Source organism: Comamonas trifloxystrobinivorans (assembly GCF_043359985.1).
GTDB classification, from domain to species: Bacteria; Pseudomonadota; Gammaproteobacteria; order Burkholderiales; family Burkholderiaceae_C; genus Comamonas; species Comamonas trifloxystrobinivorans.
Genome location: NZ_JBHZGV010000011.1, coordinates 131848 through 153007 on the forward strand (window position 1 = coordinate 131848; position 21160 = coordinate 153007).

The 21160-nt window shown below is 61.1% G+C and carries 24 protein-coding genes and 1 pseudogene; 19 read left to right on the top strand and 6 right to left on the bottom strand.

Annotation, left to right across the window (positions count from 1 at the left end):
- Positions 1 to 3: 3 nt before the first annotated feature.
- The 15 genes and pseudogenes from ACFIQF_RS14955 to ACFIQF_RS15025 form a co-directional block, all read left to right on the top strand.
- Positions 4 to 561 (top strand): phenol hydroxylase subunit, encoded by a 558-nt coding sequence (locus tag ACFIQF_RS14955; RefSeq protein ID WP_393944044.1) that lies wholly within the window; start codon positions 4 to 6, stop codon positions 559 to 561.
- A gap of 16 nt (positions 562 to 577) precedes the next feature.
- Positions 578 to 1573 (top strand): ferritin family protein, encoded by a 996-nt coding sequence (locus ACFIQF_RS14960; RefSeq protein WP_393944046.1) that lies wholly within the window; start codon positions 578 to 580, stop codon positions 1571 to 1573.
- On the top strand, positions 1566 to 1880 hold the full coding sequence (locus tag ACFIQF_RS14965; RefSeq protein WP_393944047.1) for an MmoB/DmpM family protein: 315 nt from the start codon (positions 1566 to 1568) through the stop codon (positions 1878 to 1880). The genes ACFIQF_RS14960 and ACFIQF_RS14965 overlap by 8 nt, the downstream gene beginning before the upstream one ends.
- Positions 1881 to 1908: 28 nt before the next feature.
- Positions 1909 to 3501, top strand: coding sequence for an aromatic/alkene/methane monooxygenase hydroxylase/oxygenase subunit alpha (locus ACFIQF_RS14970; protein WP_393944049.1), 1593 nt, complete (start codon positions 1909 to 1911; stop codon positions 3499 to 3501).
- Positions 3498 to 3854 (top strand): phenol hydroxylase subunit P4, encoded by a 357-nt coding sequence (locus ACFIQF_RS14975; RefSeq protein WP_393944050.1) that lies wholly within the window; start codon positions 3498 to 3500, stop codon positions 3852 to 3854. The genes ACFIQF_RS14970 and ACFIQF_RS14975 overlap by 4 nt, the downstream gene beginning before the upstream one ends.
- Positions 3855 to 3896: 42 nt before the next feature.
- Positions 3897 to 4961, top strand: coding sequence for an NADH:ubiquinone reductase (Na(+)-transporting) subunit F (locus tag ACFIQF_RS14980; protein ID WP_393944051.1), 1065 nt, complete (start codon positions 3897 to 3899; stop codon positions 4959 to 4961).
- 16 nt (positions 4962 to 4977) lie between these two features.
- On the top strand, positions 4978 to 5388 hold the full coding sequence (locus ACFIQF_RS14985) for a 2Fe-2S iron-sulfur cluster-binding protein (RefSeq protein WP_393944053.1): 411 nt from the start codon (positions 4978 to 4980) through the stop codon (positions 5386 to 5388).
- Entirely contained in the window at positions 5385 to 6329 is a 945-nt protein-coding gene (locus ACFIQF_RS14990; RefSeq protein WP_393944055.1) for a catechol 2,3-dioxygenase, read from the top strand. The genes ACFIQF_RS14985 and ACFIQF_RS14990 overlap by 4 nt, the downstream gene beginning before the upstream one ends.
- 17 nt (positions 6330 to 6346) lie before the next feature.
- Positions 6347 to 6802: a GlcG/HbpS family heme-binding protein gene (locus ACFIQF_RS14995; RefSeq protein ID WP_393944057.1), complete on the top strand. Its 456-nt coding sequence runs from the start codon at positions 6347 to 6349 to the stop codon at positions 6800 to 6802.
- A gap of 23 nt (positions 6803 to 6825) precedes the next feature.
- A complete protein-coding gene (locus ACFIQF_RS15000) occupies positions 6826 to 8280 on the top strand; it encodes a 2-hydroxymuconic semialdehyde dehydrogenase (protein ID WP_393944059.1) in 1455 nt (484 codons plus the stop codon).
- A 28-nt stretch (positions 8281 to 8308) separates the two neighbouring features.
- Entirely contained in the window at positions 8309 to 9094 is a 786-nt protein-coding gene (gene dmpE / locus ACFIQF_RS15005; protein WP_393944190.1) for a 2-oxopent-4-enoate hydratase, read from the top strand.
- A 63-nt stretch (positions 9095 to 9157) separates the two neighbouring features.
- A complete protein-coding gene (gene dmpH, locus ACFIQF_RS15010) occupies positions 9158 to 9946 on the top strand; it encodes a 2-oxo-3-hexenedioate decarboxylase (protein ID WP_393944061.1) in 789 nt (262 codons plus the stop codon).
- Between the two features lie 217 nt (positions 9947 to 10163).
- A complete protein-coding gene (gene bfr, locus ACFIQF_RS15015; protein ID WP_393944063.1) occupies positions 10164 to 10628 on the top strand; it encodes a bacterioferritin in 465 nt (154 codons plus the stop codon).
- Between the two features lie 306 nt (positions 10629 to 10934).
- Positions 10935 to 11315, top strand: a complete 381-nt coding sequence (locus ACFIQF_RS15020; RefSeq protein WP_431193944.1) for a zinc ribbon domain-containing protein YjdM — start codon at positions 10935 to 10937, stop codon at positions 11313 to 11315.
- 266 nt (positions 11316 to 11581) lie between these two features.
- Positions 11582 to 11677 (top strand): annotated as a pseudogene (locus ACFIQF_RS15025) (IS5/IS1182 family transposase); the annotation flags it as partial.
- Between the two features lie 76 nt (positions 11678 to 11753).
- Here ACFIQF_RS15025 and ACFIQF_RS24615 read toward each other — a convergent pair.
- From ACFIQF_RS24615 to ACFIQF_RS15040, 3 genes are all read right to left on the bottom strand, one after another.
- Positions 11754 to 12077, bottom strand: coding sequence for a hypothetical protein (locus ACFIQF_RS24615; protein WP_431193945.1), 324 nt, complete (start codon positions 12075 to 12077; stop codon positions 11754 to 11756).
- 100 nt (positions 12078 to 12177) lie between these two features.
- A complete protein-coding gene (locus ACFIQF_RS15035) occupies positions 12178 to 13227 on the bottom strand; it encodes a Bug family tripartite tricarboxylate transporter substrate binding protein (protein WP_393944067.1) in 1050 nt (349 codons plus the stop codon).
- Positions 13228 to 13380: 153 nt separating this feature from the next.
- Positions 13381 to 13683: a hypothetical protein gene (locus tag ACFIQF_RS15040; RefSeq protein ID WP_393944068.1), complete on the bottom strand. Its 303-nt coding sequence runs from the start codon at positions 13681 to 13683 to the stop codon at positions 13381 to 13383.
- A gap of 266 nt (positions 13684 to 13949) precedes the next feature.
- On the opposite strand from ACFIQF_RS15040, the gene ACFIQF_RS15045 reads away from it, so the two are divergent.
- Positions 13950 to 14498: a helix-turn-helix domain-containing protein gene (locus tag ACFIQF_RS15045; RefSeq protein WP_393944070.1), complete on the top strand. Its 549-nt coding sequence runs from the start codon at positions 13950 to 13952 to the stop codon at positions 14496 to 14498.
- A 46-nt stretch (positions 14499 to 14544) separates the two neighbouring features.
- On the opposite strand, the gene ACFIQF_RS15050 is transcribed toward ACFIQF_RS15045, so the two are convergent.
- The gene (locus ACFIQF_RS15050) at positions 14545 to 14862 is read right to left on the bottom strand and encodes a hypothetical protein (protein WP_393944071.1); all 318 of its coding nucleotides are present in this window, start codon (positions 14860 to 14862) and stop codon (positions 14545 to 14547) included.
- Positions 14863 to 15080: 218 nt separating this feature from the next.
- On the opposite strand from ACFIQF_RS15050, the gene ACFIQF_RS15055 reads away from it, so the two are divergent.
- Positions 15081 to 15533: an Arc family DNA-binding protein gene (locus tag ACFIQF_RS15055; RefSeq protein WP_393944073.1), complete on the top strand. Its 453-nt coding sequence runs from the start codon at positions 15081 to 15083 to the stop codon at positions 15531 to 15533.
- A 302-nt stretch (positions 15534 to 15835) separates the two neighbouring features.
- On the opposite strand, the gene ACFIQF_RS15060 is transcribed toward ACFIQF_RS15055, so the two are convergent.
- Together ACFIQF_RS15060 and ACFIQF_RS15065 are read right to left on the bottom strand one after the other, a co-directional pair.
- The gene (locus ACFIQF_RS15060; protein ID WP_393944074.1) at positions 15836 to 18208 is read right to left on the bottom strand and encodes a DNA polymerase II; all 2373 of its coding nucleotides are present in this window, start codon (positions 18206 to 18208) and stop codon (positions 15836 to 15838) included.
- A gap of 234 nt (positions 18209 to 18442) precedes the next feature.
- Positions 18443 to 19333 (bottom strand): LysR family transcriptional regulator, encoded by an 891-nt coding sequence (locus ACFIQF_RS15065; RefSeq protein ID WP_393944075.1) that lies wholly within the window; start codon positions 19331 to 19333, stop codon positions 18443 to 18445.
- An 80-nt stretch (positions 19334 to 19413) separates the two neighbouring features.
- Between ACFIQF_RS15065 and ACFIQF_RS15070 the strand changes: the two genes are divergently transcribed.
- Both ACFIQF_RS15070 and ACFIQF_RS15075 read left to right on the top strand, forming a co-directional pair.
- Entirely contained in the window at positions 19414 to 20793 is a 1380-nt protein-coding gene (locus ACFIQF_RS15070; RefSeq protein ID WP_393944077.1) for an acyclic terpene utilization AtuA family protein, read from the top strand.
- 3 nt (positions 20794 to 20796) lie between these two features.
- Entirely contained in the window at positions 20797 to 21159 is a 363-nt protein-coding gene (locus tag ACFIQF_RS15075; protein ID WP_393944079.1) for an AtuA-related protein, read from the top strand.
- Position 21160 lies beyond the last annotated feature (1 nt).

The following is a 21160-nucleotide window of genomic DNA, read 5'->3' on the forward strand; positions in this document are numbered from 1 at the left end:
AACATGCAAGAACTATCGATAAAACACCAGTCCTTACCTATACGGGATGACCCGCGCCAGGCACCCGAGAAGCGCTCGATCAATTCATCATCTGATCCAGCGCAAACTCACCAAAAGAGCATGCTGCACAGCAGCAACTCACCCTTTTTTTGCCGATTTGCGCATGCTCCGAGAGCACCAACACGGCTCACCAGCGCACAAGCTCCGCTCCCCAACAGGGATAACCCGCGTTTTATCGATATTTTCCGCCTCCACGCCGTTTCTGGCACGGCCTGTGCAAAGCCATGGGCATCGACATGCCAGGAGCGCGCAATGAAAGACGCCAGCACCGCTACAGCTTCCGCTACGACTGCAGACCACCAGGAGCTGCCGATTGCAGACCTCAGCCAACGCAGCGTCAAAGTGCTGCGCGAGCGCGCCAACGGTTTTGTGGAATTTGAGTTTTCGTTGGGCTGGCCGGAGCTGGTGGTTGAGCTGATGCTCCAGCGGCCCGATTTCGAGCAGTTCTGCCGCCAGCAGAACATCGCCATTCCGTCCGCGGCCAGAGCGGCACGCCAATAACCACAGGAGCCAGCCCATGAACATCGACCTGCAAGCGCGCGAGATCCAGCCGCTGCGCCACACCTTTGACCGCGTGGCCCGCTACACCGGCGGCGACAAACCTGCCTCGCGCTACTTGGAAGCCACGCTGGGCGCGCAGCCTTGCGAGCATTTTCACTACCAGCCTACCTGGGAGGCCGGCTATGCCTTGTTTGACCCGCGCCGCAGCGCCATCGTCATGGAAGACTGGGACACGCTGCGCGACCCGCGCCAGTATTACTACGCCACCTGGACCATGGCGCGCGCACGCCAGCAAGACGCCATGGAGGCCAGCTACCAATTCGTCGAATCGCGACAGCTGGTGCAAAAAATGCCCGATGCGCTGCGTGCGCAAGCCTGCGCGGTGCTGATGCCGCTGCGCCATGTGGCCTTTGGCGGCAACATGAACAACAGCCAAATCTGTGCTCGTGGCTATGGCGCGGTCTTCACAGCGCCAGCCATGCTCCACGCCATGGACCAGCTCGGTGTGGCGCAGTACCTCACACGCCTGGGCCTGGCGCTCGAAGGCAGCTCCGCACTCGCCGCGGGCAAGCAAGATTGGCTGCACAACAGCAGTTGGCAAACACTGCGCCGTTATGTGGAAGACACACTGGTGGTGCAAGACCCGATGGAATTGTTTGTGGCCCAGAACCTGGCGCTCGACGGCCTGCTGTACCCGCTGTTTTTTACCCACTACGTAGACGATCAGCTCGCGCTCCAAGGCGGCACCGCCGTGGCCATGCTGAGCAGCTTTATCCCCGAATGGCATACCGAATCCGCTCGCTGGGTAGACGCAGTCACCACGATTGCCGCCGCCGAATCGGCGCACAACCGCGAGCTGCTTTCCCAATGGTATGGCCGCTATACGGAGCAAGCGTGTGCCGCGCTGGCGCCGGTTGCAGGCTTGGCGCTGACTGCCAATGCCGAGCAGGCGCTTGCCGATGTGCGCACCGCCCTCAATGCCCGCGCCCGCAAAGCCGGGCTGGATGTCTGACCCCAACCAATTGCATTACGCCATGCCCCAAACCAAGCGCTCTCAGGTCTTTATCGCCTTTCAGAACAACGAGGAATCACGCCCTGTTGTCGAAGCCATCTTGGCGGACAACGCCGAGGCAAGCGCCGCCTACACCCCCGGTCTGGTGAAGATCGACTGCCCCGAGCGCCTGGTGATCCGGCGCGCCAGCATAGAAGCCAACACCGGCCAAGCCTACAACCTGCAGCAAATGCAGGTGAGCCTGGTCACGCTCTCCGGCAACGTCGATGAGGACGACGACGAATTCACGCTGAGCTGGGGCCGCTGAGCCCCCCACACCACCAAGGAGACACACCATGGACACCCCCGTGATCAAAAAGAAACTGGGTTTCAAAGAACGCTACAGCGTCATGACCCGCGACCTGGCCTGGGACACCAGCTACCAGCCGATGGACCGGGTCTTCCCCTACGACCGCTACGAAGGCATCCGAATCCACGACTGGGACCGCTGGGAAGACCCATTCCGCCTGACCATGGACGCCTACTGGAAGTACCAGGGCGAAAAAGAGAAAAAGCTCTATGCGGTGATCGAGGCCTTTGCACAAAACAACGGCCAGTTGGGCATCAGCGATGCGCGCTACGTCAACGCCATCAAGCTTTTTCTGCAGGCGGTCACCCCCATCGAATACTGCGCGCACCGTGGCTTTGCCCATGTGGGCCGGCACTTCAGCGGGGCCGGTGCCCGCGTGGCAGCGCAGATGCAGTCCATCGACGAGCTGCGCCACTTCCAGACCGAAACCCACGCACTCAGCCACTACAACAAATACTTCAACGGCATGCACAACGCCATGCAGTGGTACGACCGCGTCTGGTTTCTCTCGGTACCCAAGTCCTTTTTTGACGATGCGATGACGGCCGGGCCCTTCGAATTTCTCACGGCCGTGAGCTTTGCTTTCGAATACGTGCTGACCAACCTGCTGTTTGTGCCCTTCATGTCGGGCGCGGCGCACAACGGCGATCTGTCCACGGTGACCTTTGGTTTTTCGGCACAAAGCGATGAATCGCGCCATATGACGCTGGGCATTGAATGTATCAAGTTCATGCTGGAGCAAGACCCGGCCAACGTGCCCATCGTGCAGCGCTGGATAGACAAATGGTTCTGGCGCGGCTACCGCCTGCTCACGCTGGTGGGCATGATGCAGGACTACATGCTGCCCAAGCGGGTGATGAGCTGGAAAGAGGCCTGGGAGATGTACGCCGAAGAAAACGGCGGCGCGCTGTTCCGCGACCTGGCGCGCTACGGCATCCGCGAGCCCATGGGCTGGAAGCAGGCTTGCGAAGGCAAGGACCACATCAGCCACCAGGCCTGGAACATCTTCTACAACTACGCTGCCGTCGCGCCCTTCCACACCTGGGTGCCCGAGGACGACGAGCTCCAGTGGCTGGCGCAGAAGTACCCCGACAGCTTCGACCAGTACTACCGCCCCAGGCTGGAGCATTACCGGCGCGAGCAACAAGCCGGCCGGCGCTTTTACAACCGGTCGCTGCCCATGCTGTGCACCACCTGCCAGATACCCATGGGTTTTACCGAGCCGGGCGACCCCAGCAAGATCTGCTACCGCGAATCAGACTACCTCGGCGACAAATACCACTTCTGCAGCGACGGCTGCAAGCACATCTTCGACCACGAGCCAGAGAAATACGCCCAGGCCTGGCTGCCCGTGCATCAGATCTACCAAGGCCATTGCTTCCCCGAAGGCTGCGACCCTGCGCAACCCGGCTTTGACCCGCTGGCAGCAGTTTGCGACTGGTACGGCTTTAACGCGGGCCGCGACAACCTGGATTTCGAAGGCTCGCAAGACCAGCGCAACTTTGCGCTCTGGCGCGGCAGTTCAGCGCCAGCCACCCCCGCCACCCCGGCAGCCACCTCCCCAAAGGCCACAGCATGAGCATCACCGCACTCCACGCCTACCAGCACGAGCCCAAAGATCGGCGCGAGAACTTTGCCGACCCGTTGCTCTACATCGGCTGGGAAGACCACCACATGTTCTGCTCGCCCGTCTGCCTGATGCTGCCGGCCCCAATGCCCTTCAGCGCCTTGGCGGCGCAGGTGCTGCCGCAGGTCTACGGTGCGCACCCGGACTTTGCCCGGATCGACTGGCAAGCCGTCGAGTGGTTCAAATCCGGCACGCGCTGGCAGCCTGATGCGGAGCGCAGCCTGGCGGAAAACGGGCTGGGCCATAAGGACGTCATCCGCTTTCGCACTCCAGGGCTGAGCGGCATAGGTGGCTCTTTCTCCTGACAGGTTCGCCATGCCCTCAAACACGCAAATGGAGCCCAGCCAATGAGCTACCAACTGACCATCGAACCGCTGGGTGCCACCATCGAAGTGGCCAGCGGTCAGAGCATGCTCGACGCCGCCCTGCGCCAAGGCATCTACCTGCCGCACGCTTGTGGCCATGGTCTGTGCGGCACCTGCAAAGTGCAGGTCTGCGAAGGAGAAGTGGACCACGGTGCAGCGAACCCGTTCGCCTTGATGGACATGGAACGCGACAACGGCATGACGCTCGCCTGCTGCGCCACGCTGGAGGCAGACACCGTGATCGAGGCCGAGATCGACGACGATCCCGATGCACAGCTGATCCCGGTACGCGATTTTCAGGCCACGGTCACGCGCATTGACTCGCTCACGCCCAGCATCAAAGCCTTGCAACTGGAGCTGGACCAGCCCATGCGCTACCAGGCTGGTCAGTACGTGCAGCTGCAGATTCCCGGCCTGGGGCAAAGCCGCGCATTCTCAGCCGCCAATGCGCCCAACGCAGAAGGTCTGGCCCAGCACATTGAGCTCCACGTGCGCCTTGTACCCGGCGGCGCTGGCACCAGCTGGCTGCACCAGCAGCTGCAAGCGGGCGACAAGCTGGTCCTCGCCGGGCCATATGGGCGTTTCTTTGTGCGCCACTCGGCAGCGCTGCCCGTCATCTTGATGGCTGGCGGCTCGGGCTTGTCGAGCATCTACGCCATGTTGCAGGATCTGCTGGCACGCCAAGCCACCGAAGCCATCACCCTGGTCTACGGCCAGCGCAAACGCCAAGAGCTTTACTACCACCAGGAGCTGCAAGCCCTGGCCGCGCAGCACCCGCGTTTCCACTATGTGCCAGCACTCTCGGACGACGCCGATTGCAGCAGCTGGGACGGCGCGCACGGCTGGGTCCACGAAGTGGCGCGCCAGCACTTTGGCGGCAACTTCTCCGGCCACAAAGCCTATTTGTGCGGCCCGCCGCCCATGGTGGAAGCCTGCATTGCCACGCTGATGCAAGGCCGCCTGTTCGAGCGCGACATCTACACCGAGCAGTTCCTCTCTGCCGCCGATGTGCAAGGCCCGCGCAGCCCGCTTTTCAAACGCCTTTAACGCTGCGAGTCCGCCCATGCTGAAACCACCAACCAGCCCGGTCCACAGCGTCTGCGTCACGCCATCGGGCGAGCGCTACGACTGCCGCAACAACGAAAGCCTGCTCCAGGGCATGTTGCGCCTGGGTCGCAAAGGCATTCCTGCCGGCTGCACCAATGGTGGCTGCGGCGTGTGCAAGGTGCGCATTCTCAGCGGCCCGGTCACTGCGCTCGGCCCGGTCAGCCGTGCCCATGTCAGCGCCAGCGAGCAAAGCCAGGGCTACACCTTGGCCTGTCGCACAGCCCCCGCAGGCGCGGTGCAGCTGCAGGTGTGCGCCCGGCTGAGCAAACCCTTTTCCCAAAGCTGCAACAGCTTTGGCCCCCCGGTGGCCGCAGAGCCTGCACCAGCAGCCGCGGCCCACCAACAACAACCCGGAGACAAACCATGAGAGTACTGCGCATAGGACACGTCAACCTCAGAGTGATGGACATGGCGGCCGCCTTGCACCACTACGAAAAAGTACTGGGCCTGAAAACCGTCCTGCGGGACGATGCCGGTCAGGTCTACCTCAAATGCTGGGACGAGTGGGACAAGTTCTCGCTCATCCTGACCGAGAGCGACCGGGCTGGTCTGAACCATATCGCCTTCAAGGTAGAGCAGGACAGCGATCTGGACGAGCTGCAAAAACGCGTCGAAGCCTGGGGCATCAGCACCCGGTTTCTGCCCGCAGATACGCTGCCGGCCACGGGCCGCATGCTGCAGTTTCAGCTGCCCAGCGGCCATGATTTCCGCCTGTATGCGAGCAAAGAGCTGGTCGGCACCGATGTAGGCAGCACCAACCCCGACCCGTGGCCCGACGACCTGCGCGGCTCAGGCGTGCACTGGCTGGACCACGCCTTGCTGATGTGCGAGATCAACCCCGAAACCGGCACCAACACCGTCGAGGACAACACCCGCTTCATGCGCGAATGCCTCGACTTCTACCTGACCGAGCAAGTGCTCTTCGGGCCGGAAGGCGACCGCCAACTCGCCACCTGGATGGCCACCACCACCAAACCGCACGACATTGCCTTTGTTGGCGGCCCACGCAGCGGCCTGCACCATGTGGCCTTTTTCCTCGACTCCTGGCACGACGTGCTCAAGTCCGCCGACGTGATGGCCAAGAACAAGGTGCGCATCGACGTCTCGCCCACACGCCACGGCATCACCCGCGGCGAAACCATCTACTTCTTCGACCCCAGCGGCAACCGCAACGAAACCTTTGCCGGCATGGGCTACCTGGCCCAGCGCGACCGCCCGATCACTACCTGGACCGAAGACATGCTGGGCAGCGGCATCTTCTACCACACCGGCTACCTGGTGCCCTCGTTCACCGAGGTCTACACCTGAACGACAAGGAGTCCACCATGCCCCCAACCTCAGCAGAAATTGGCCTGTGCAGCGCCGCCCAAAGAGTGATTGATGCGCCTGCCGCGCTGCGCGCCGTGCAAGCCGCCATCTGGCACGCCACGCAATTGCAGGTGCGCGTGAACGTCTCGGTGGTCGATGCGGCGGGCTTGCCCGCAGCCTTTGCACGCATGGCGGGCGCGCCGCTGCACTCGGTCGAGATTGCCATCGACAAAGCCTACACCGCCGCCAGCTTTGGCTTGGCTACCGGCGACTGGCAGGCCGCCTTGCAAAGCCACAGCCCAGCGGTGCGCACTGGCCTGCTGCAGCGCCCTCGTTTTGTGGCGTTTGGCGGCGGGCTGCCCATTGTCGAGCAAGGTGAATGCATTGGCGGCATAGGCGTCTCCGGCGGCAGCGAGGCGCAAGACAGCGAAATTGCGCTGGCCGGCCTGCAAGAGCTGGGCCTGGCCCCGTGATCCACCCGAAAGAGCAACACCCCATGAAAGAAATCAAAAACTTCATCAACGGCGAATACGTCGCGTCCAGCCGCTGCTTCGACAAGCGCTCGCCCTTGACGGGCGAAGTCATCGCCAAGGTGCACGAGGCCGACCACGCCCAGGTAGACGCCGCCGTAGCCGCCGCCCGGGCCGCCCTGAACGGCCCCTGGTCGCGCATGCCGCTGGCCGAACGCGTGGACAGGTTGTACGCGCTGGCCGACGGCATCAACCAGCGCTTTGAAGAGTTTCTCGCCGCTGAATGCGAAGACACCGGCAAGCCCCGCAGCCTGGCCAGCCATATCGACATACCGCGCGGCGCGGCCAACTTCAAAATCTTCGCCGACGTGGTGAAAAACGTGCCCACCGAATTCTTCGAGATGCAGACCCCCGATGGCCGTGGCGCCATCAACTACGGCTACCGCACCCCGGTGGGCGTGGTCGGCGTGGTCTGCCCCTGGAACCTTCCCCTGCTGCTGATGACCTGGAAGATCGGCCCCGCGCTCGCCTGTGGCGACACCGTGGTGGTCAAACCCTCGGAAGAAACGCCGCAAACGGCCGCCTTGCTCGGCGAAGTCATGAACGCGGTAGGCATTCCGCCCGGCGTCTACAACGTGGTGCACGGCTTCGGGCCGGAATCGGCAGGCGAGTTCGTCACCACCCACCCCGGCGTGGATGCGATCACCTTCACCGGCGAAACCCGCACGGGCGAGGCCATCATGAAGGCCGCCGCCCAAGGCGCGCGCCCGGTCAGCATGGAAATGGGCGGCAAAAACGCGGCACTCGTATTTGCCGATTGCGATTTCGACGCCGCCATTGAAGGCACGCTGCGCTCGGCCTTCGTCAACAGCGGCCAGGTGTGCCTGGGCACTGAGCGCGTGTATGTGGAGCGCCCGATTTTCGAGCGCTTTGTAGCCACACTGAAGCAGCAGGTTGAGGGCTGGAAGATCGGTATCCCCGAAGACATCGACACCCGCCTCGGCCCGCTCATCAGCAAAGAGCACCAGGACAAAGTGCTCTCCTACTACCGGCTCGCCGTCGAAGAAGGTGCCACCGTCGTCACTGGCGGCGGCGTGCCCGAGATGGGCGCCAGGTATGCGGGAGGCTCGTGGATCCAGCCCACCATATGGACGGGACTGAGCGACAACGCACGCGTGCTGAAAGAGGAAATTTTCGGCCCCTGCTGCCACATCATGCCTTTTGACAGCGAGGAAGAAGTGCTCGCCAAAGCCAACGACAACGTCTACGGCCTGGCCTGCGCTATCTGGACCAGCGATGTGGCCCGTGCACACCGCGTGGCGCAACGCATGAACGTCGGCACCTCCTGGGTCAACAGCTGGTTTTTGCGCGACCTGCGCACGCCTTTCGGCGGCGCCAAGCAATCGGGCATAGGGCGCGAAGGCGGCGTGCATTCGCTGGAGTTCTACACGGAGCTGAAAAATGTCTGCATCAAGCTTTGAGGAAACCTCCAGCCCCAAGCGCCCAGCCATGAGCAGCGCCCTGCCCTTACAACAACTGGGCGATGAGCTCTACCGCGCCCTCGCCCAGCGCCAGGTGGTAGAGCCGCTGAGCAAGCGCTACCCGGCCATCAGCATTGACGATGCCTACGCCATCCAGCAACACCTGTTGGCGCGCCGGCTGGCAGCAGGCGAGCGCGTAATCGGCAAGAAAATCGGCGTCACCTCGCAAGCCGTGATGGACATGCTCGGCGTGTTCCAGCCCGATTTTGGCTGGCTCACCGATGACATGGCCTACAACGAGGGCGAGCCCGTGCCCGCCAACCGCCTCATCCAACCCAAGGCTGAAGGCGAAATTGCCTTTGTGCTCAAGCAAAAGCTCCAGGGCCCGGGCGTCAGCGCGGCCCAGGTGCTGGCCGCCACCGAAGGCGTGATGGCCTGCTTTGAGATCGTCGACTCGCGCATCCGCGATTGGCAGATCCAGATCGAAGACACGGTGGCCGACAACGCCAGTTGTGGCGCATTTGTGCTGGGCGATCGGCTGGTCGACCCGCGCAGCGTCGACCTGGGCACCTGCGGCATGGTGCTAGAGAAAAACGGAGAAATCGTCGCCACCGGTGCAGGTGCTGCAGCGCTGGGCCATCCGGCCAACGCCGTGGCCTGGCTGGCCAATACGCTGGGCATGCACGGCATTGCACTGGAAGCAGGCGAAGTGGTGCTCTCCGGGTCGCTTGCCGCCATGGTGCCGGTGCAAGCCGGCGACCACCTGCGCCTGAGCATCGGCGGCATCGGCCATTGCTCGCTGCGCCTGGTCTGAACCCGCTTGAGCGCAGAAGCGCAGAAGCACAGAAACACCGAAGCGCAGAAAGGAAAACCCACCATGGCACTGGCCAGCAACAGCATTGAGCAACTCGCAGAACACCTGGAAAACTGCGAGCTGCAGGCCCACGACACGCTCAAAATCACCGACGAGCACCCCGACATGGATTGGGACGATGCCTACGCCATTCAAGACCGCATTCGCGAGCGCAAGCTGGCGCGTGGAGTCCGCATCATCGGCTACAAAGCAGGCCTCACCTCGCACGCCAAAATGCAGCAAATGGGCGTGGCCTCGCCCGTCTTCGGCTTTCTGGCTGATTACTTCAGCGTGCCAGAAGGCGGCACCGTGCAGGTGGCCGAGCTCATCCACCCCAAGGTAGAGCCCGAGATAGCCTTCGTGCTCAAGCACCCTCTCCAAGGCCCGGGCTGCACCATAGCCCACGTACTGGCCGCCACCGATTTTGTGCTGCCAGGCATTGAGGTCATCGACAGCCGCTACCGCGATTTCAAGTTCGACCTGAAAAGCGTGCTCGCCGACAACACCTCCGCAGCCCGCTTTGCCGTGGGCGGGCAGCCGCTGCGGCCGGAGGCGGTAGATCTGCGCACCGTGGGCCTGGTGCTGGAGAGAAACGGAACACCGGTAGCGCTGGGCGCAGGCGCCGCTGTGCTGGGCCACCCAGCAACCGCCGTCGCCATGCTTGCCAACCACCTGGCCCAACGCGGGCAGGCCATTGCGGCGGGCGCGGTCATCCTCTCGGGCGGAATCACCGAAGCCGTGGCCGTGGCAGCTGGCGACAACGTTTGTCTGCGCGTGCAAGGCATGGGCAGCATCAGCTTGCGCTTTGCTTGACAAGCCCGCTGCGAGCCCGATCAGCTTGCGCTTTGCTTGACAAGCCCGCTGCGAGCCCGGCATGCACGGCCAACACCAACCGGAATGCGAATGCCTCTGCCTACGGCTTGCAGCGCCAGCGCCAGCGCTCAACAATCCCGGCACTTGCTGGAAAGCCCGCCGCAAAGCCTGCATACTGCTTGGTTTTCCCATCCACGCGCAATCTGCCCCTCCCGCTATGCAAGGCCATCCAGAAGTTGTCAGCTACCTCAAAGAACTGCTCCAGGGCGAGCTGGCCGCCCGCGACCAGTATTTTGTGCACTCGCGCACCTACGAAGACCAGGGCTTTACCAAGCTCTACACCCGCCTCGACCACGAGATGCAGGAAGAAACCCAGCACGCCGACGCGCTGCTGCGCCGCATTCTGATGCTGGGCGGCCGGCCCGACATGCGCCCCAAAGCCTTCACGCCCGGCGAGACCGTGCCCGAGATGCTGCGCAAAGACCTGGACACCGAATACGAAGTGCGTGCCGCCTTGCAAAAAGGCATGGCGTTGTGTGAGCAGCACCGCGATTACGTCAGCCGCGACATTTTGCTGGCCCAGCTGGCCGACACCGAAACCGACCATGCCTACTGGTTGGAAAAGCAACTGGGCCTGATCGACAAACTCGGCCTGGCCAACTACCTGCAAAGCCAGGCTTGAGGCGAATCACCACAGCGGTTCCATCGACAAAATTTGGTAATGTCAAAAACCAGATCATCACCCAAGTGATGCCCTCCGTTACCTAGCAAAGAGCAGTCTACGAAGCTCTTTGCTGAGAACGTTGCAACCTTTCCAAAAATCTCGATGCCCGCCCTTTCCTTACTGGGGCTCAACTGACCGCAATCAAACTGCTTTAACAGGTTAAAAAGCTGCAGCAAAACCTATAGCAAACCCTATTAGCTGTACATTGATCCGCACCCACCTGCACGGATATAGCTACGAGCACGCTACAGGCACACCCATAGAATGAAATTTTCCCAACTTACCCGTAAAGAAAATTTCATGGTATCTACGCTTCCCCCTTGCACTCAATGCCAATCCGAGTTTGTCTATGCCGATGGCCCGCTGCTGATCTGCCCTGAATGCGCCCACGAATGGAGCGCTCAGCCTGTGGAGGAGCCAGAGGAAGAAGCGCAAGTTACCAAAGATGCGGTAGGCAATGTGCTGCAAGACGGAGACACGGTGACGGTGGTGAAGGACCTCAAAATCAAAGGCTCTTCGCAAGTGGTAAAGGTGGGCACCAAGGTGAAAAACATCAAGCTCATTGGCGGCGACCACGATATTGACTGCCGGATCGACGGCGTTGGCAGCATGCAACTGAAATCGGAGTTTGTGAGAAAGGCTTGATGCCTGCTGCGCCACAGGCGGTTGCTGTGGCGGTGGCGGAGAAGCTGACACGGGCACAAGTTACTCCACGCTTTTGGAGACGCTTCAACTGCATGGGCCAGTCAGCAGGCACCAGGCTTTAGCGCCAGCACCTGCATGCATGGACGAAACTCTGGCGGCCCAGCGCACGTGCCAAGTTCATACCATTTCATGCCGAGCTGCTCAACAAAAACTACTTGCGTAACAGCCCCAGAACGCAGGCCACCCTGGCTCGGCAGTATTGCTGAGGCGCGGCTCAAGAGAAGCTGGCGCGCAACGCATGCAGTACGCTCTTGATAGTGGACCCGCAGCGCGTCAACAACACTGACACAGCAAGCTTCAAATCTTGCCGCTGCTGGCTAGCCAGGCTGCTTTTGCGGGGTATCCGTCAGCAATCATTCCCGATCGGGAATTATTCGCCTAAAACAAGGCTGTTTCCCCTAAAATATTCCCGATAGGGAACTTTTTCTTCGTTTTATGGACTCCGAACCACTCCTGAGCGGGCATATACAGTCGGCGACCGATCTGGGCAAGCTGGCAAAGCAGCGGCGCAAGGCCCAGAAACTGACGCAAGCAGACATTGCCGGGTTGGGGGACATTGGGCTTCGCTTTGTTGGGGAGCTGGAGCGCGGGAAAGGGACGGTTCAGCTCGACAAAGTGATCCATCTGCTGGACCTGCTCGGCCTTGATCTTGTCGTCGTTGAGCGTACTGGACGGCTTAAACGTTGACTCGGTGGCTGCCACCAAAGCCGCCTAGATTAGCTGACTATGTGCATCAGCTACGGGCTACGCTGCGCCAAACCGCTTCAGCCAACCCAAGTTCCGCGCTTGGCCACGCCCAACATCAAGCATCCGCCTTGACGCCCGTCTTTCTTACCAAATTGCCAAAGCGCTCATAGGTCTCGCGCCACTCGGCTTCGAAGGCTGCGGGGCCGGAGCGGGCGGTGATAAAGCCGCGGTCCAGAAACTGGGGCTGCATCTCGGGAGCCAAGCATACTTTTTGAATGGCAGCGGCAATGGCCTCCCGCAGCTCCAAAGGCGTCTTGGCGGGGGCAAAAACGCCTACCCAGGCGTAGTTGTCGTGGTCGGCAATGCCCGATTCGTTGAACGTGGGCGTGTCCTTAAGCTCCGGGTGGCGGGCCATGCCGTTGAGCCCCAAGAAGCGCACCGATCCGGCCCGCAGGTGCGGAAAGACTGATGCAACATCGGCAGCGCTTACGCTGATCTCCCCCGCCAACACTGCTTGCAAAGCTGGCGCTACGCCACGGTAGTGGATATGCGTAACCTCAAACTTCTCGTCTACCGCCAGGCCGGCCGCCAGCAAATGCCCGGAAGAGCCCAGGCCCCAATCGCCAATGGGCAACGGCGCCTTCAGGGCGCGGGCGTAAGCAAACAGATCGGCTAGCGTTTTTACCGGCATATCACCGCGCACCATCAAACCCGATTGCGCCCGCGCCAACAGCGTTACGCTGCTGAAATCGCGCAGCGGATCGAACGGCATGCGCTGAATGTGCGGCATGATGGCCTGCGTGTTGGCTACTGTCACCATCAGCGTATAGCCATCGGGCGGTTGGCGCAGCACGGTCTGCGCGCCCAAAATGCCGCTGGCCCCGGTAACGTTATCTACCACCACGGGCTGGCCCCAAATATCGTTCAGCTTGACCGCCACCATGCGTGCAGCCACATCGGTTGCGCCGCCCGGCGCGTACGGCACTACGATTCGCACCATCTTGCTGGGAAAAGCTTTGGCCATTGCAGGCGAGCTGACCAAGCCTGTACCTGCGGCAGCGGCCGAGAGCAACACCTGCCTGCGGCTGAACTGCACGCCCAGCTGCGCACTCCCCGCCAAAGCAGCGCCCACTGCAGCCGAAACCTTGAGGAAATCTTCCTTCATAGCCCTTCCTTTCTGAAACCGTGCAACGCATGCACCACAAGAGAATCGAGACAAGGTTTCGGCGCACCTGGCTGGCTGGTGGCGCCGTTCAAGATGAGATGGCTGCAGGCCGCGGCCTGGGCGCAGCAAAAAGGCCAGCGGAAAAACTAAGGGCTACGACCGCGCTGCTTTGGCCTGCCTCTCCAAGTCGCGCTCCACGTGCTCCAGCGCGCAGGCTGTCAGCATGGCAATAGCATCTATCAGCCCGCCGCGCAGAAAGCCGCCCAGTGCAACGGCGTCTTGCTTGCCGGGATCGTCTGACTCCACCGAAAGCACCTCGGCAATTGCGTCAATGCCGCGCAAACTCCGGATCAGGCTGGCCGCCTCGTGCCGGCGCAAATACACATCGCCATGCACGCCGCAGCAGGCATGGCGCCGCGCTGCCGCAGGTAGATCAAAGGGCTGGCTCGTAGTCATTGCCTACCTCCATGGTTTTGTTAGGCTGAGGCGCTGCAGATGCGCGCACCCCTGCGGCAATGCGGGCTGCAGCCCTGTCAACCACCGTGCCGCCCTGGTGCACCCGGTGCCCAAAGGCGGCACACCGCCGGTGGCTGGCAAGCGGCGGCGCCTGCAAAAGCTCTCCTTCCATGCAATCCCTCTCCGTACACTCTGGTACTTAATGAACTCTATGTACTATTTGAACTATATTTCGACACCATTGTTCTGCTCTGGGTCAAACTGAGATGCAAACCTTCCAAGACAGACTCATCGCCACCCGTGAGCAAGCGGGGCTGACGCAAACCCAGTTGGCGCGCCATTGCGACATGGCCCCCACCCAGCTTGCGCGTTACGAAAACGGCAAAGCCGTGCCACGGCGCGCCGTGCTCAAAAGGTTGGCCGATGCGCTGGAGGTTTCTGCCGCCTGGCTCTCGGCCGGCTTGGAAGAGCCTTCGGCCAGCAGCCGCCCCAGAGGCGTCGACCTGCGCACTCCCAGCGAGCGCGCACAACTTAAAGTGCGCGTGCTGCCACGGCCCGACAACGGTGCGGACATCAGCATTGGCGTGGGCGGCGACGTTCGCACCCAGCTCCAGGCCATAGCGCGTGCGCAAGGCAAAGAGTTGAACGAGTATCTGCAAGACGCCCTGCTGAGCCTGGCCCAAACCCACCAGGTGATAAGCGCTATAGCCCAGAAGCACGCAATCACCACCACCGCCCCAGCCGATCTGGAAGTGCTGGCCCAGCGGCTCAAAGCCTTGCTGTTGGAAGCCGGGGTTGAGCTCCCCAAAAAATAGCCTGCCGCCCCAGGGCGCTTTGCGCGCACAGGGCAGCACTAAGAGCTCAGCTGATCTCAATTCCGCCCAAATCCGGGCCCACAGGGTTCTTCTGCGCATGCTCAAACTGCACCAGCGCCCCTTCCGTCAGCATGGCCGCCGCCTCGACCAGGCCGCCGCGCAAATAGTCGCCCAACTCCATGGCATCGTCGCTGAAATCCTCGCCCGTCTCTGCAGACAAAACTGCTAGCACAGCGTTGATGCCGCGCAAGCTGCGGAACAGGTTGACCGCCTGGTGATGGTACAAACGCACATCGTCCTCTACGCCGCAGTCTGCACTGCGCCTGGCGGCCATGTGCATATTGAAAAGGTGGCTGCATGGCATGGCTTATCTCCTGGGTTGGTTGGATTGACTAACTACTTATTGCACGCTGTCCCGCGCAGCCTTCCGAGGACAAAGAAGAAGGGTTCTGGACCTGCCTTCCTGAGAGCGGCATGGCTCCAGCAACTCTCCTACTTCCCACCAAATGACTACGCGGCGTATTCATAATAACGCCGCGTAGTTATAGAGCGCAAGCCCCTTTTTAACTACACTGCGTAACTATGGCAAAAGCACCAAATACAACAACTGCTCCAACAGGGCAAATAGCGCCATTTGGGCTGCGCATGCTTCCAGAATTGCGAGAGAAGATTGAAACTGCTGCCCGTGATAGCGGCCGCAGCATGAACGCCGAGGTAGTCAACCGCCTGGAAGCCAGTTTTTCTGGCGAGGCTTCAGACCAAGCAGATAAAGCACCGCAGCCCGTACTGAATGCCCAGTTGACACTCCAGCACGCCAGCCTGCGGCTGGCAGACGTTGCCTGTGAACTCCTCGAAAGCGAGCTACCCAAGGCAAAAAATAGCGGCACATTCCGTGCACTGCAGAATGCAATCGCTGCAGGCTTGCGCGCAGCACCTGAGGATGCGCCCGGCTCCACCGAGCAATCTATTGCAGGTGCGACCGAGGCTCTGGAGAAATTACGGGATGCGGCGGATCGTTTGGGGAATCTGAAATGAGCTGGTTCTTGATCTAGCAAGTTGAGGACGCCGAGCAGCTGCAGCCAAGGCCCCAAGCGGTCTGAGAAGGCCTGATACTCAATCAGCAAGTACAACTTTCACATCGTTGAGGATGCTGTACGGCCTAAGCCTTCAGTTGTTCGGTTTAACCGAACAACTGCCGCAGCAGAAACAGCCAAATTTTCTGCCGGCTCCAATACAGACCTCATTCCCAAACATCCTTGCACCCTATTCGGTTTGCGGACGAATCTCTGCCGCTGAATACAGCGTGCAGAAAGATTCTAGAAAGAGCTGTAGAAACGCTAAAACAACTCCCCCTGCACCGAAGTCAGCCCGGCAAAGCTTTCGCCCAGCGGTAGCAGGATGGAATCGGCAATGGGTTGCAGTTGCTTGCTCAGGTAGTGCTCGTAGTCGATGCGCGAGTGCAGCGCTTCCAACGGCTCGGGGCCGTTTTTGGTGATGATGTAGCGGATCCAGCCGCCGTTTTGGTATTGCAGGGGGCGTGCCATGCGCTGGTTGTAATCGTCGGCAATGCGGGCGGCGCGCACTTGGGGCGGCACGTTGGCCACGTAAGCGTCGAGGCGGCTGCGCAGGCGCTTGCGGTAGATAAGCAGATCGTCTTTTTGCCCAGCCAGCGTGGCCTGCGCATAGTCCACCACAAAGTCGCGGTAAGGCAGGCCTTGGAACACGCGCGATAGCAAGCCTTCCTGGAACTGGCGGGCCAGCGGCGTCCAGTCGCTGCGCGCCATTTCCAGGCCGCGGTAGACCATGGCTTCGTTGCCCGCCAGGTCTACGCTCAGGCCGGCGTAGCGTTTTTTGCTGCCCACGTCTGAGCCACGGATGGTGGGCATGAAGAACTTTTTGTAGTGCGTGTCAAACTCAATTTCCAGAAAGCTCTCCAGGCCCTGCTCTTGGCGCAAGGTTTGCGCCCACCAGGTGTTGATCTCGGCAGCCAGCTCGGCAGCCACGGCATGCGCCTCTTGGTTGCTGTGGGTGCGTTTGAGCCAGATGAAGATCGAGTCCGTGTCGCCGTAGATCACCTCGTAGCCGCGCTTCTCCACCAGCTTGCGGGTGAGCTTGACCATTTCGTGGCCGCGCAAGGTGATGGCCGATATCAAGGCCGGGTTGAAGAAGCGGCATTCGGTGGCGCCCAGCACGCCAGCGAACGAGTTCATCACCAGTTTCAACGCTTGCGATAGCGGCTCGTTTTTGGAGCGTTTGGCCTCGTCGCGGGCCTGCCAGAGCGTGGTGACAATGGCGGGCAAGCAGTGCTTTTGGCGCGAGAAGAGCGTGCCGCCCGGGCCTTGTATTTGCTGCTCGGGGTGGCTGGCGTGCTGGCCTTCGGCCAGGCCCACCGGGTCTACCAAAAAGGTGCGGATGATGGATGGGTACAGGCTTTTGTAATCCAGCACCACTACTGAGTCGTAGAAGCCAGGCTTGGAATCCATCACATAGCCGCCGGGCGACGATTTGCCTTGCACATCGCCCACGTTGGGCGCAACGTAGCCCAGGCGGTGCATGCGCGGCAGGTAGTGGTGGCTGAAGGCGGCGATGGAGCCGCCAAAGTGGTCGATCTGCAGGCCCGTGGTGTGGGCGCGCTCCATGGCAAATTGCAGCAGTTTGGCTTTGTCGAAAATGCGCAAGACCAGCTCGCAATCGCGTATGTTGTACAGCGCCAGCGCGGGCTTGTCTTGCTGAAAACGCCTCTCGATCTCGGCCATTTTGTCGTATTCGTCGCCAATGGCTTTGCCCTCGCCCAGCAGCTCTTGCGAGACGTTCTCCAGGCTGAACGAGGGGAAGCTCCAGACGGCAGCGCGCAGCGCCTCGATGCCGTCGATCACCGCACGGCCAGGCATGGGCGCAAACCAGTAGTCTTGCTTGCCAGGGTGGGCGCGCCATTTGATGGGCGTGCGCTCGCGCCCCAAGAGCAGCGGTGTTTCGCAGGCGTCGGCGGTTTTTTGCAGCACGCGCAGGTCAAACTGGATGACGTTCCAGCCAATGATGATGTCCGGATCGTTGCGCGCAAACCAGTCGTTGAGCTGGTCGATCAGGGCCTTGCGCGTGGCGCAATAAACCAGCGCAAATCCGGCGGGCGGCGCCGGCTCGGCAGGCGCCTCGCCCAGCATGTAAACCACGCGCTCGGGCAAACCGTCCAGCGCGATGGAGTACAGGTCTTGGAACTGGCTGGTCTCGATATCCAGCGAAACCACTTTCAGCGCAGGCCGGTAGTCAGGCGCCGGCAGCAGCTTGCAATCGAGCAGCGTCGCGTTGTCGGCCCGCCCTCCTTCCAGCTGCACGCCTGCGGTGATAAAGCGCTCCATCAAGTAGCGCTCGTGCGGGCGCACATCGGCCTCCAGCAACGATATGCCTACTTGCTTGAGCGAGCGCGCCAAGCGCCCCATGTGCCGAAACTGCTTGGCGTAAACGCCCAATACCGCTTGCTGCTGAAAGCTCTTCAGCCCCAGCTCACGCAGCTCCACCCCAGCCAAGGCCAGCAATTGCGTTTGCACCGCCACTTTGTGCCGCGCCTCCACAAACGCGACCGATGTCTGCCCCGTCAACAACACTTTCAGCGGCCCAGCATCCGTCGCCAACCAGTACTCCAACTCCGTACCAGCCGGCGTGTCTCGCCAATTGCGAGTCAGGATGAATCCTTGGCGTTTTTGCGGAAGCACGGGAGATGGGGGTGGGTGGATGGGCGGGTTGCTGCGGCGCTCTGCGTTGGCTGGTGCGGGCCGTGCGGAGATTGCTGGAGAGAGGATTATGCGGGTTTTGGGGGTATGGCTTGAGAGTTGACTGGCTGCCGAAGCGCCCGAGGAACCGCTACGTTGCCGTTATGCGTGGGGTGACTTGGCTTGTGCTACAGGCCGGCCCAAAGGCCGATTCCGGCTTTTTCCGACTGCGCAAATTCAAGAAGTCGTTGGCCGCATCACTTGCATCTGCCGGTAAAGCGCATCGGCCACCAGCGAGAGGCCGCGCTCCCGCTTTCGCACCATGTAGATTTGCCTGTCCATTCCCGGCAAGTGCAAGGAGCGTGTCACCAGACCCGGCTTGTCAAAATGGAACAGGCTGAGCGCCGGAACCACGGTGACCCCCAGCCCGGCTTGCACCAGGCCCATGACTGTTGCCAGTTGCTCCACTTCGACAAAGGTTTGCATGGTTTGCGGGAAGAACGCCGCATCCAAATACTGGCGAACGCTGCTATGGCGCGCCAAGTGGATGAAAGGCCACGTCTTCAAATCCTTCACTGACAACTTGGACTTGCCAGCCAAAGGGTGGCCCTCCGGGCACACCATGTAAAAGCCGTCGCTGCAAAACGGCTCGGCCTTGAGGTCTGGCGTGTCCACACGGATGGCAGCCAACGCAAAGTCGGCGTCGCCATTGGCCACTGCGGCAATACAGGGTTCAGACAGCACATCCAGCACATCCAAGCGAACACCAGGGTGCTGGCTCGTAAATTCTTTAAGTACTGAGGGCAACCAACCGGCAGCCAAAGACGGCAACAACGCAACCGACACATGGCCCTGGGCGAGCTGGGCTGTGTCGCGCATGGCCCTCTCGCAAGCAGCAAACTCAGACGCCAGGCGCTCTGCAGACAGCAGAAAGCGCTCGCCTTCGCGAGTCAGCACAACGTGTCTGGTGCTGCGGTCAAACAGTTTGAGCCCTACTGTTTGCTCCAAAGCGCGTATCAACGCACTGAACGCAGGTTGCGACAAATGGCACAGGCTGGCGGCCTGGGTGAAGTTCTTTTGCTTGGCCAGCACCAGAAAAGCTTGGATGTCACGCGCAGACAGATTCATTTGTAATGCAGATTAATTAATCTTAATTATCGATTTCACAGCTTACCGCGCTTTTCCTATAGTGGGCAACAGGAGATGCCATGACAAGAGCGAACAACGAGACAAGGCCCCTGCTCATCGGCTGTGCAGCGGGTTTTTCAGGCGATCGGATCGATGCCGCCGGCCCGGTGGTGCAGGAGCTGGTTCAGCAAGGCAAGCCAGCGGTTCTGATATTTGAAACGCTGGCAGAGCGCACCTTGGCGCTTGCACAACTGGCACGGCGCCAGAACCCTGAAGCGGGTTATGAGCCACTGATGCTGGAGTTTCTGCGCCCCGTATTGGCCGATTGTTTGCAGCACCACATACGAATCGTGAGCAATTTTGGAGCGGCCAATCCGCAAGGTGCTGCTCGGGCCATTGCAGCCTTGGCAAAGGAACTCGGTACTCGGGCGCCAAAAATAGCGGTTGTGCATGGTGACGACCTCAGCGCGCCGGCACACTACCCATTGCTTGAAACAGCGCTTGGCACGGACATGCCTAAGCAGCCGTTGGTCAGCGCCAATGCCTATATTGGTGCCCGCCCAATTGCCGATGCATTGCAGGCAGGCGCAGACATTGTGGTGTGCGGCCGTGTTTCCGACCCTTCGTTGGTGGTTGGGCCTGCCATGGCGCACTTTGCCTGGGCATGGGACGACTGGAATCGCCTGGCCAAAGCCACGATGACCGGGCATTTGCTGGAGTGCGGAACCCAGGTGACGGGTGGCTATTTCGCCGACCCCGGGTACAAAGAGGTTCCGGATATGGAACGACTGGGCTACCCGATTGCGGAGATTGAAAGTGATGGCAACTGCACCATCTTCAAGCCTGCAAACACGGGCGGCTGCATTAACGCTGCCACCGTCAAAGAGCAACTGCTCTACGAAATTCACGACCCAGCCAGCTACCTCACGCCCGATGTCATTGCTGATATCTCGCAGGCAAAGGTGATTCCAGTCGGCGAAAACCGGGTGCGGCTGGAAGGCGTAATTGGCCACCCCCGGCCAGAGACGCTGAAGGTCAATGTCTGTTTTGAATCCGGCTGGTTTGCAGAGGGAGAAATCTCTTACGCTGGCCCAAGAGCTGCTGAGCGCGCACGCTTGGCTGCGCAGACCATTGCCAAACGCCTGGCAGGTATAGCGCCCATCAGAACCGACCTGATTGGCGTCACCAGTGTCTGGGGAAACGACAGCAGCGACTGGCTCGCCAATAAAAACCTGGCGAACGCGTCGCAAGACGTGCGCCTGCGCATGGCCTGGCAGCACGCTGAACACGCCACTGCGGCGCGCTTGCCGCGAGAAATCAATGCCCTGTATTGCTGCGGCCCGGCGGGCGGCGGCGGCGTCCGCACCCATATGCGCCAACGCTTGGGGATGGTGTCTTGCCTGGTGCCGCAGCACCAAATTACGACCGGCTTCCGCTGGGCCCAACCTCATCAGGAGTAAGCCATGAACTCAACCATTACGGTGCCGCTGTACCGCCTTGCGCATGGGCGCACGGGTGATAAAGGCAACCGCTCAAACATCAGCGTCATCGCCTGGCACCCCGATTTATGGAGCGTGGTGTGCGAACAGGTGACGGAGCAAGCTGTCATGCGCCTGTTTGCCGACCGCCAGCCCAGCCAGGTGCAGCGATATCTGCTGCCACAGCTGCATGCCATGAACCTGGTGATAGACAAGGTGCTGGACGGCGGCGTGAACGACTCGCTGAACTTGGACAGCCATGGCAAAACGCTGTGTTTCCGGGTGCTTGAAATGCCTGTCGCTGTGCCAAGCCACCTCGAACCACTGCTTGCAGGTTCTGCACGCTGAA

What these genes read in the sequence shown, in the direction of transcription:
- ACFIQF_RS15070 (WP_393944077.1), top strand. Translation starts at nt 19,414, where the DNA reads ATGACAAGAGCGAACAACGAGACAAGGCCCCTGCTCATCGGCTGTGCA.
- ACFIQF_RS15040 (WP_393944068.1), bottom strand. Translation starts at nt 13,683, where the DNA reads ATGACTACGAGCCAGCCCTTTGATCTACCTGCGGCAGCGCGGCGCCAT.
- ACFIQF_RS15055 (WP_393944073.1), top strand. Translation starts at nt 15,081, where the DNA reads ATGGCAAAAGCACCAAATACAACAACTGCTCCAACAGGGCAAATAGCG.
- ACFIQF_RS14970 (WP_393944049.1), top strand. Translation starts at nt 1,909, where the DNA reads ATGGACACCCCCGTGATCAAAAAGAAACTGGGTTTCAAAGAACGCTAC.
- ACFIQF_RS15000 (WP_393944059.1), top strand. Translation starts at nt 6,826, where the DNA reads ATGAAAGAAATCAAAAACTTCATCAACGGCGAATACGTCGCGTCCAGC.
- ACFIQF_RS14980 (WP_393944051.1), top strand. Translation starts at nt 3,897, where the DNA reads ATGAGCTACCAACTGACCATCGAACCGCTGGGTGCCACCATCGAAGTG.
- ACFIQF_RS15075 (WP_393944079.1), top strand. Translation starts at nt 20,797, where the DNA reads ATGAACTCAACCATTACGGTGCCGCTGTACCGCCTTGCGCATGGGCGC.
- ACFIQF_RS14965 (WP_393944047.1), top strand. Translation starts at nt 1,566, where the DNA reads ATGTCTGACCCCAACCAATTGCATTACGCCATGCCCCAAACCAAGCGC.
- ACFIQF_RS14975 (WP_393944050.1), top strand. Translation starts at nt 3,498, where the DNA reads ATGAGCATCACCGCACTCCACGCCTACCAGCACGAGCCCAAAGATCGG.
- ACFIQF_RS14985 (WP_393944053.1), top strand. Translation starts at nt 4,978, where the DNA reads ATGCTGAAACCACCAACCAGCCCGGTCCACAGCGTCTGCGTCACGCCA.
- ACFIQF_RS14960 (WP_393944046.1), top strand. Translation starts at nt 578, where the DNA reads ATGAACATCGACCTGCAAGCGCGCGAGATCCAGCCGCTGCGCCACACC.
- ACFIQF_RS14990 (WP_393944055.1), top strand. Translation starts at nt 5,385, where the DNA reads ATGAGAGTACTGCGCATAGGACACGTCAACCTCAGAGTGATGGACATG.
- ACFIQF_RS15035 (WP_393944067.1), bottom strand. Translation starts at nt 13,227, where the DNA reads ATGAAGGAAGATTTCCTCAAGGTTTCGGCTGCAGTGGGCGCTGCTTTG.
- ACFIQF_RS14995 (WP_393944057.1), top strand. Translation starts at nt 6,347, where the DNA reads ATGCCCCCAACCTCAGCAGAAATTGGCCTGTGCAGCGCCGCCCAAAGA.
- ACFIQF_RS15065 (WP_393944075.1), bottom strand. Translation starts at nt 19,333, where the DNA reads ATGAATCTGTCTGCGCGTGACATCCAAGCTTTTCTGGTGCTGGCCAAG.
- dmpE (WP_393944190.1), top strand. Translation starts at nt 8,309, where the DNA reads ATGAGCAGCGCCCTGCCCTTACAACAACTGGGCGATGAGCTCTACCGC.
- ACFIQF_RS14955 (WP_393944044.1), top strand. Translation starts at nt 4, where the DNA reads ATGCAAGAACTATCGATAAAACACCAGTCCTTACCTATACGGGATGAC.
- ACFIQF_RS15045 (WP_393944070.1), top strand. Translation starts at nt 13,950, where the DNA reads ATGCAAACCTTCCAAGACAGACTCATCGCCACCCGTGAGCAAGCGGGG.
- ACFIQF_RS15020 (WP_431193944.1), top strand. Translation starts at nt 10,935, where the DNA reads ATGAAATTTTCCCAACTTACCCGTAAAGAAAATTTCATGGTATCTACG.
- bfr (WP_393944063.1), top strand. Translation starts at nt 10,164, where the DNA reads ATGCAAGGCCATCCAGAAGTTGTCAGCTACCTCAAAGAACTGCTCCAG.
- ACFIQF_RS15050 (WP_393944071.1), bottom strand. Translation starts at nt 14,862, where the DNA reads ATGCCATGCAGCCACCTTTTCAATATGCACATGGCCGCCAGGCGCAGT.
- dmpH (WP_393944061.1), top strand. Translation starts at nt 9,158, where the DNA reads ATGGCACTGGCCAGCAACAGCATTGAGCAACTCGCAGAACACCTGGAA.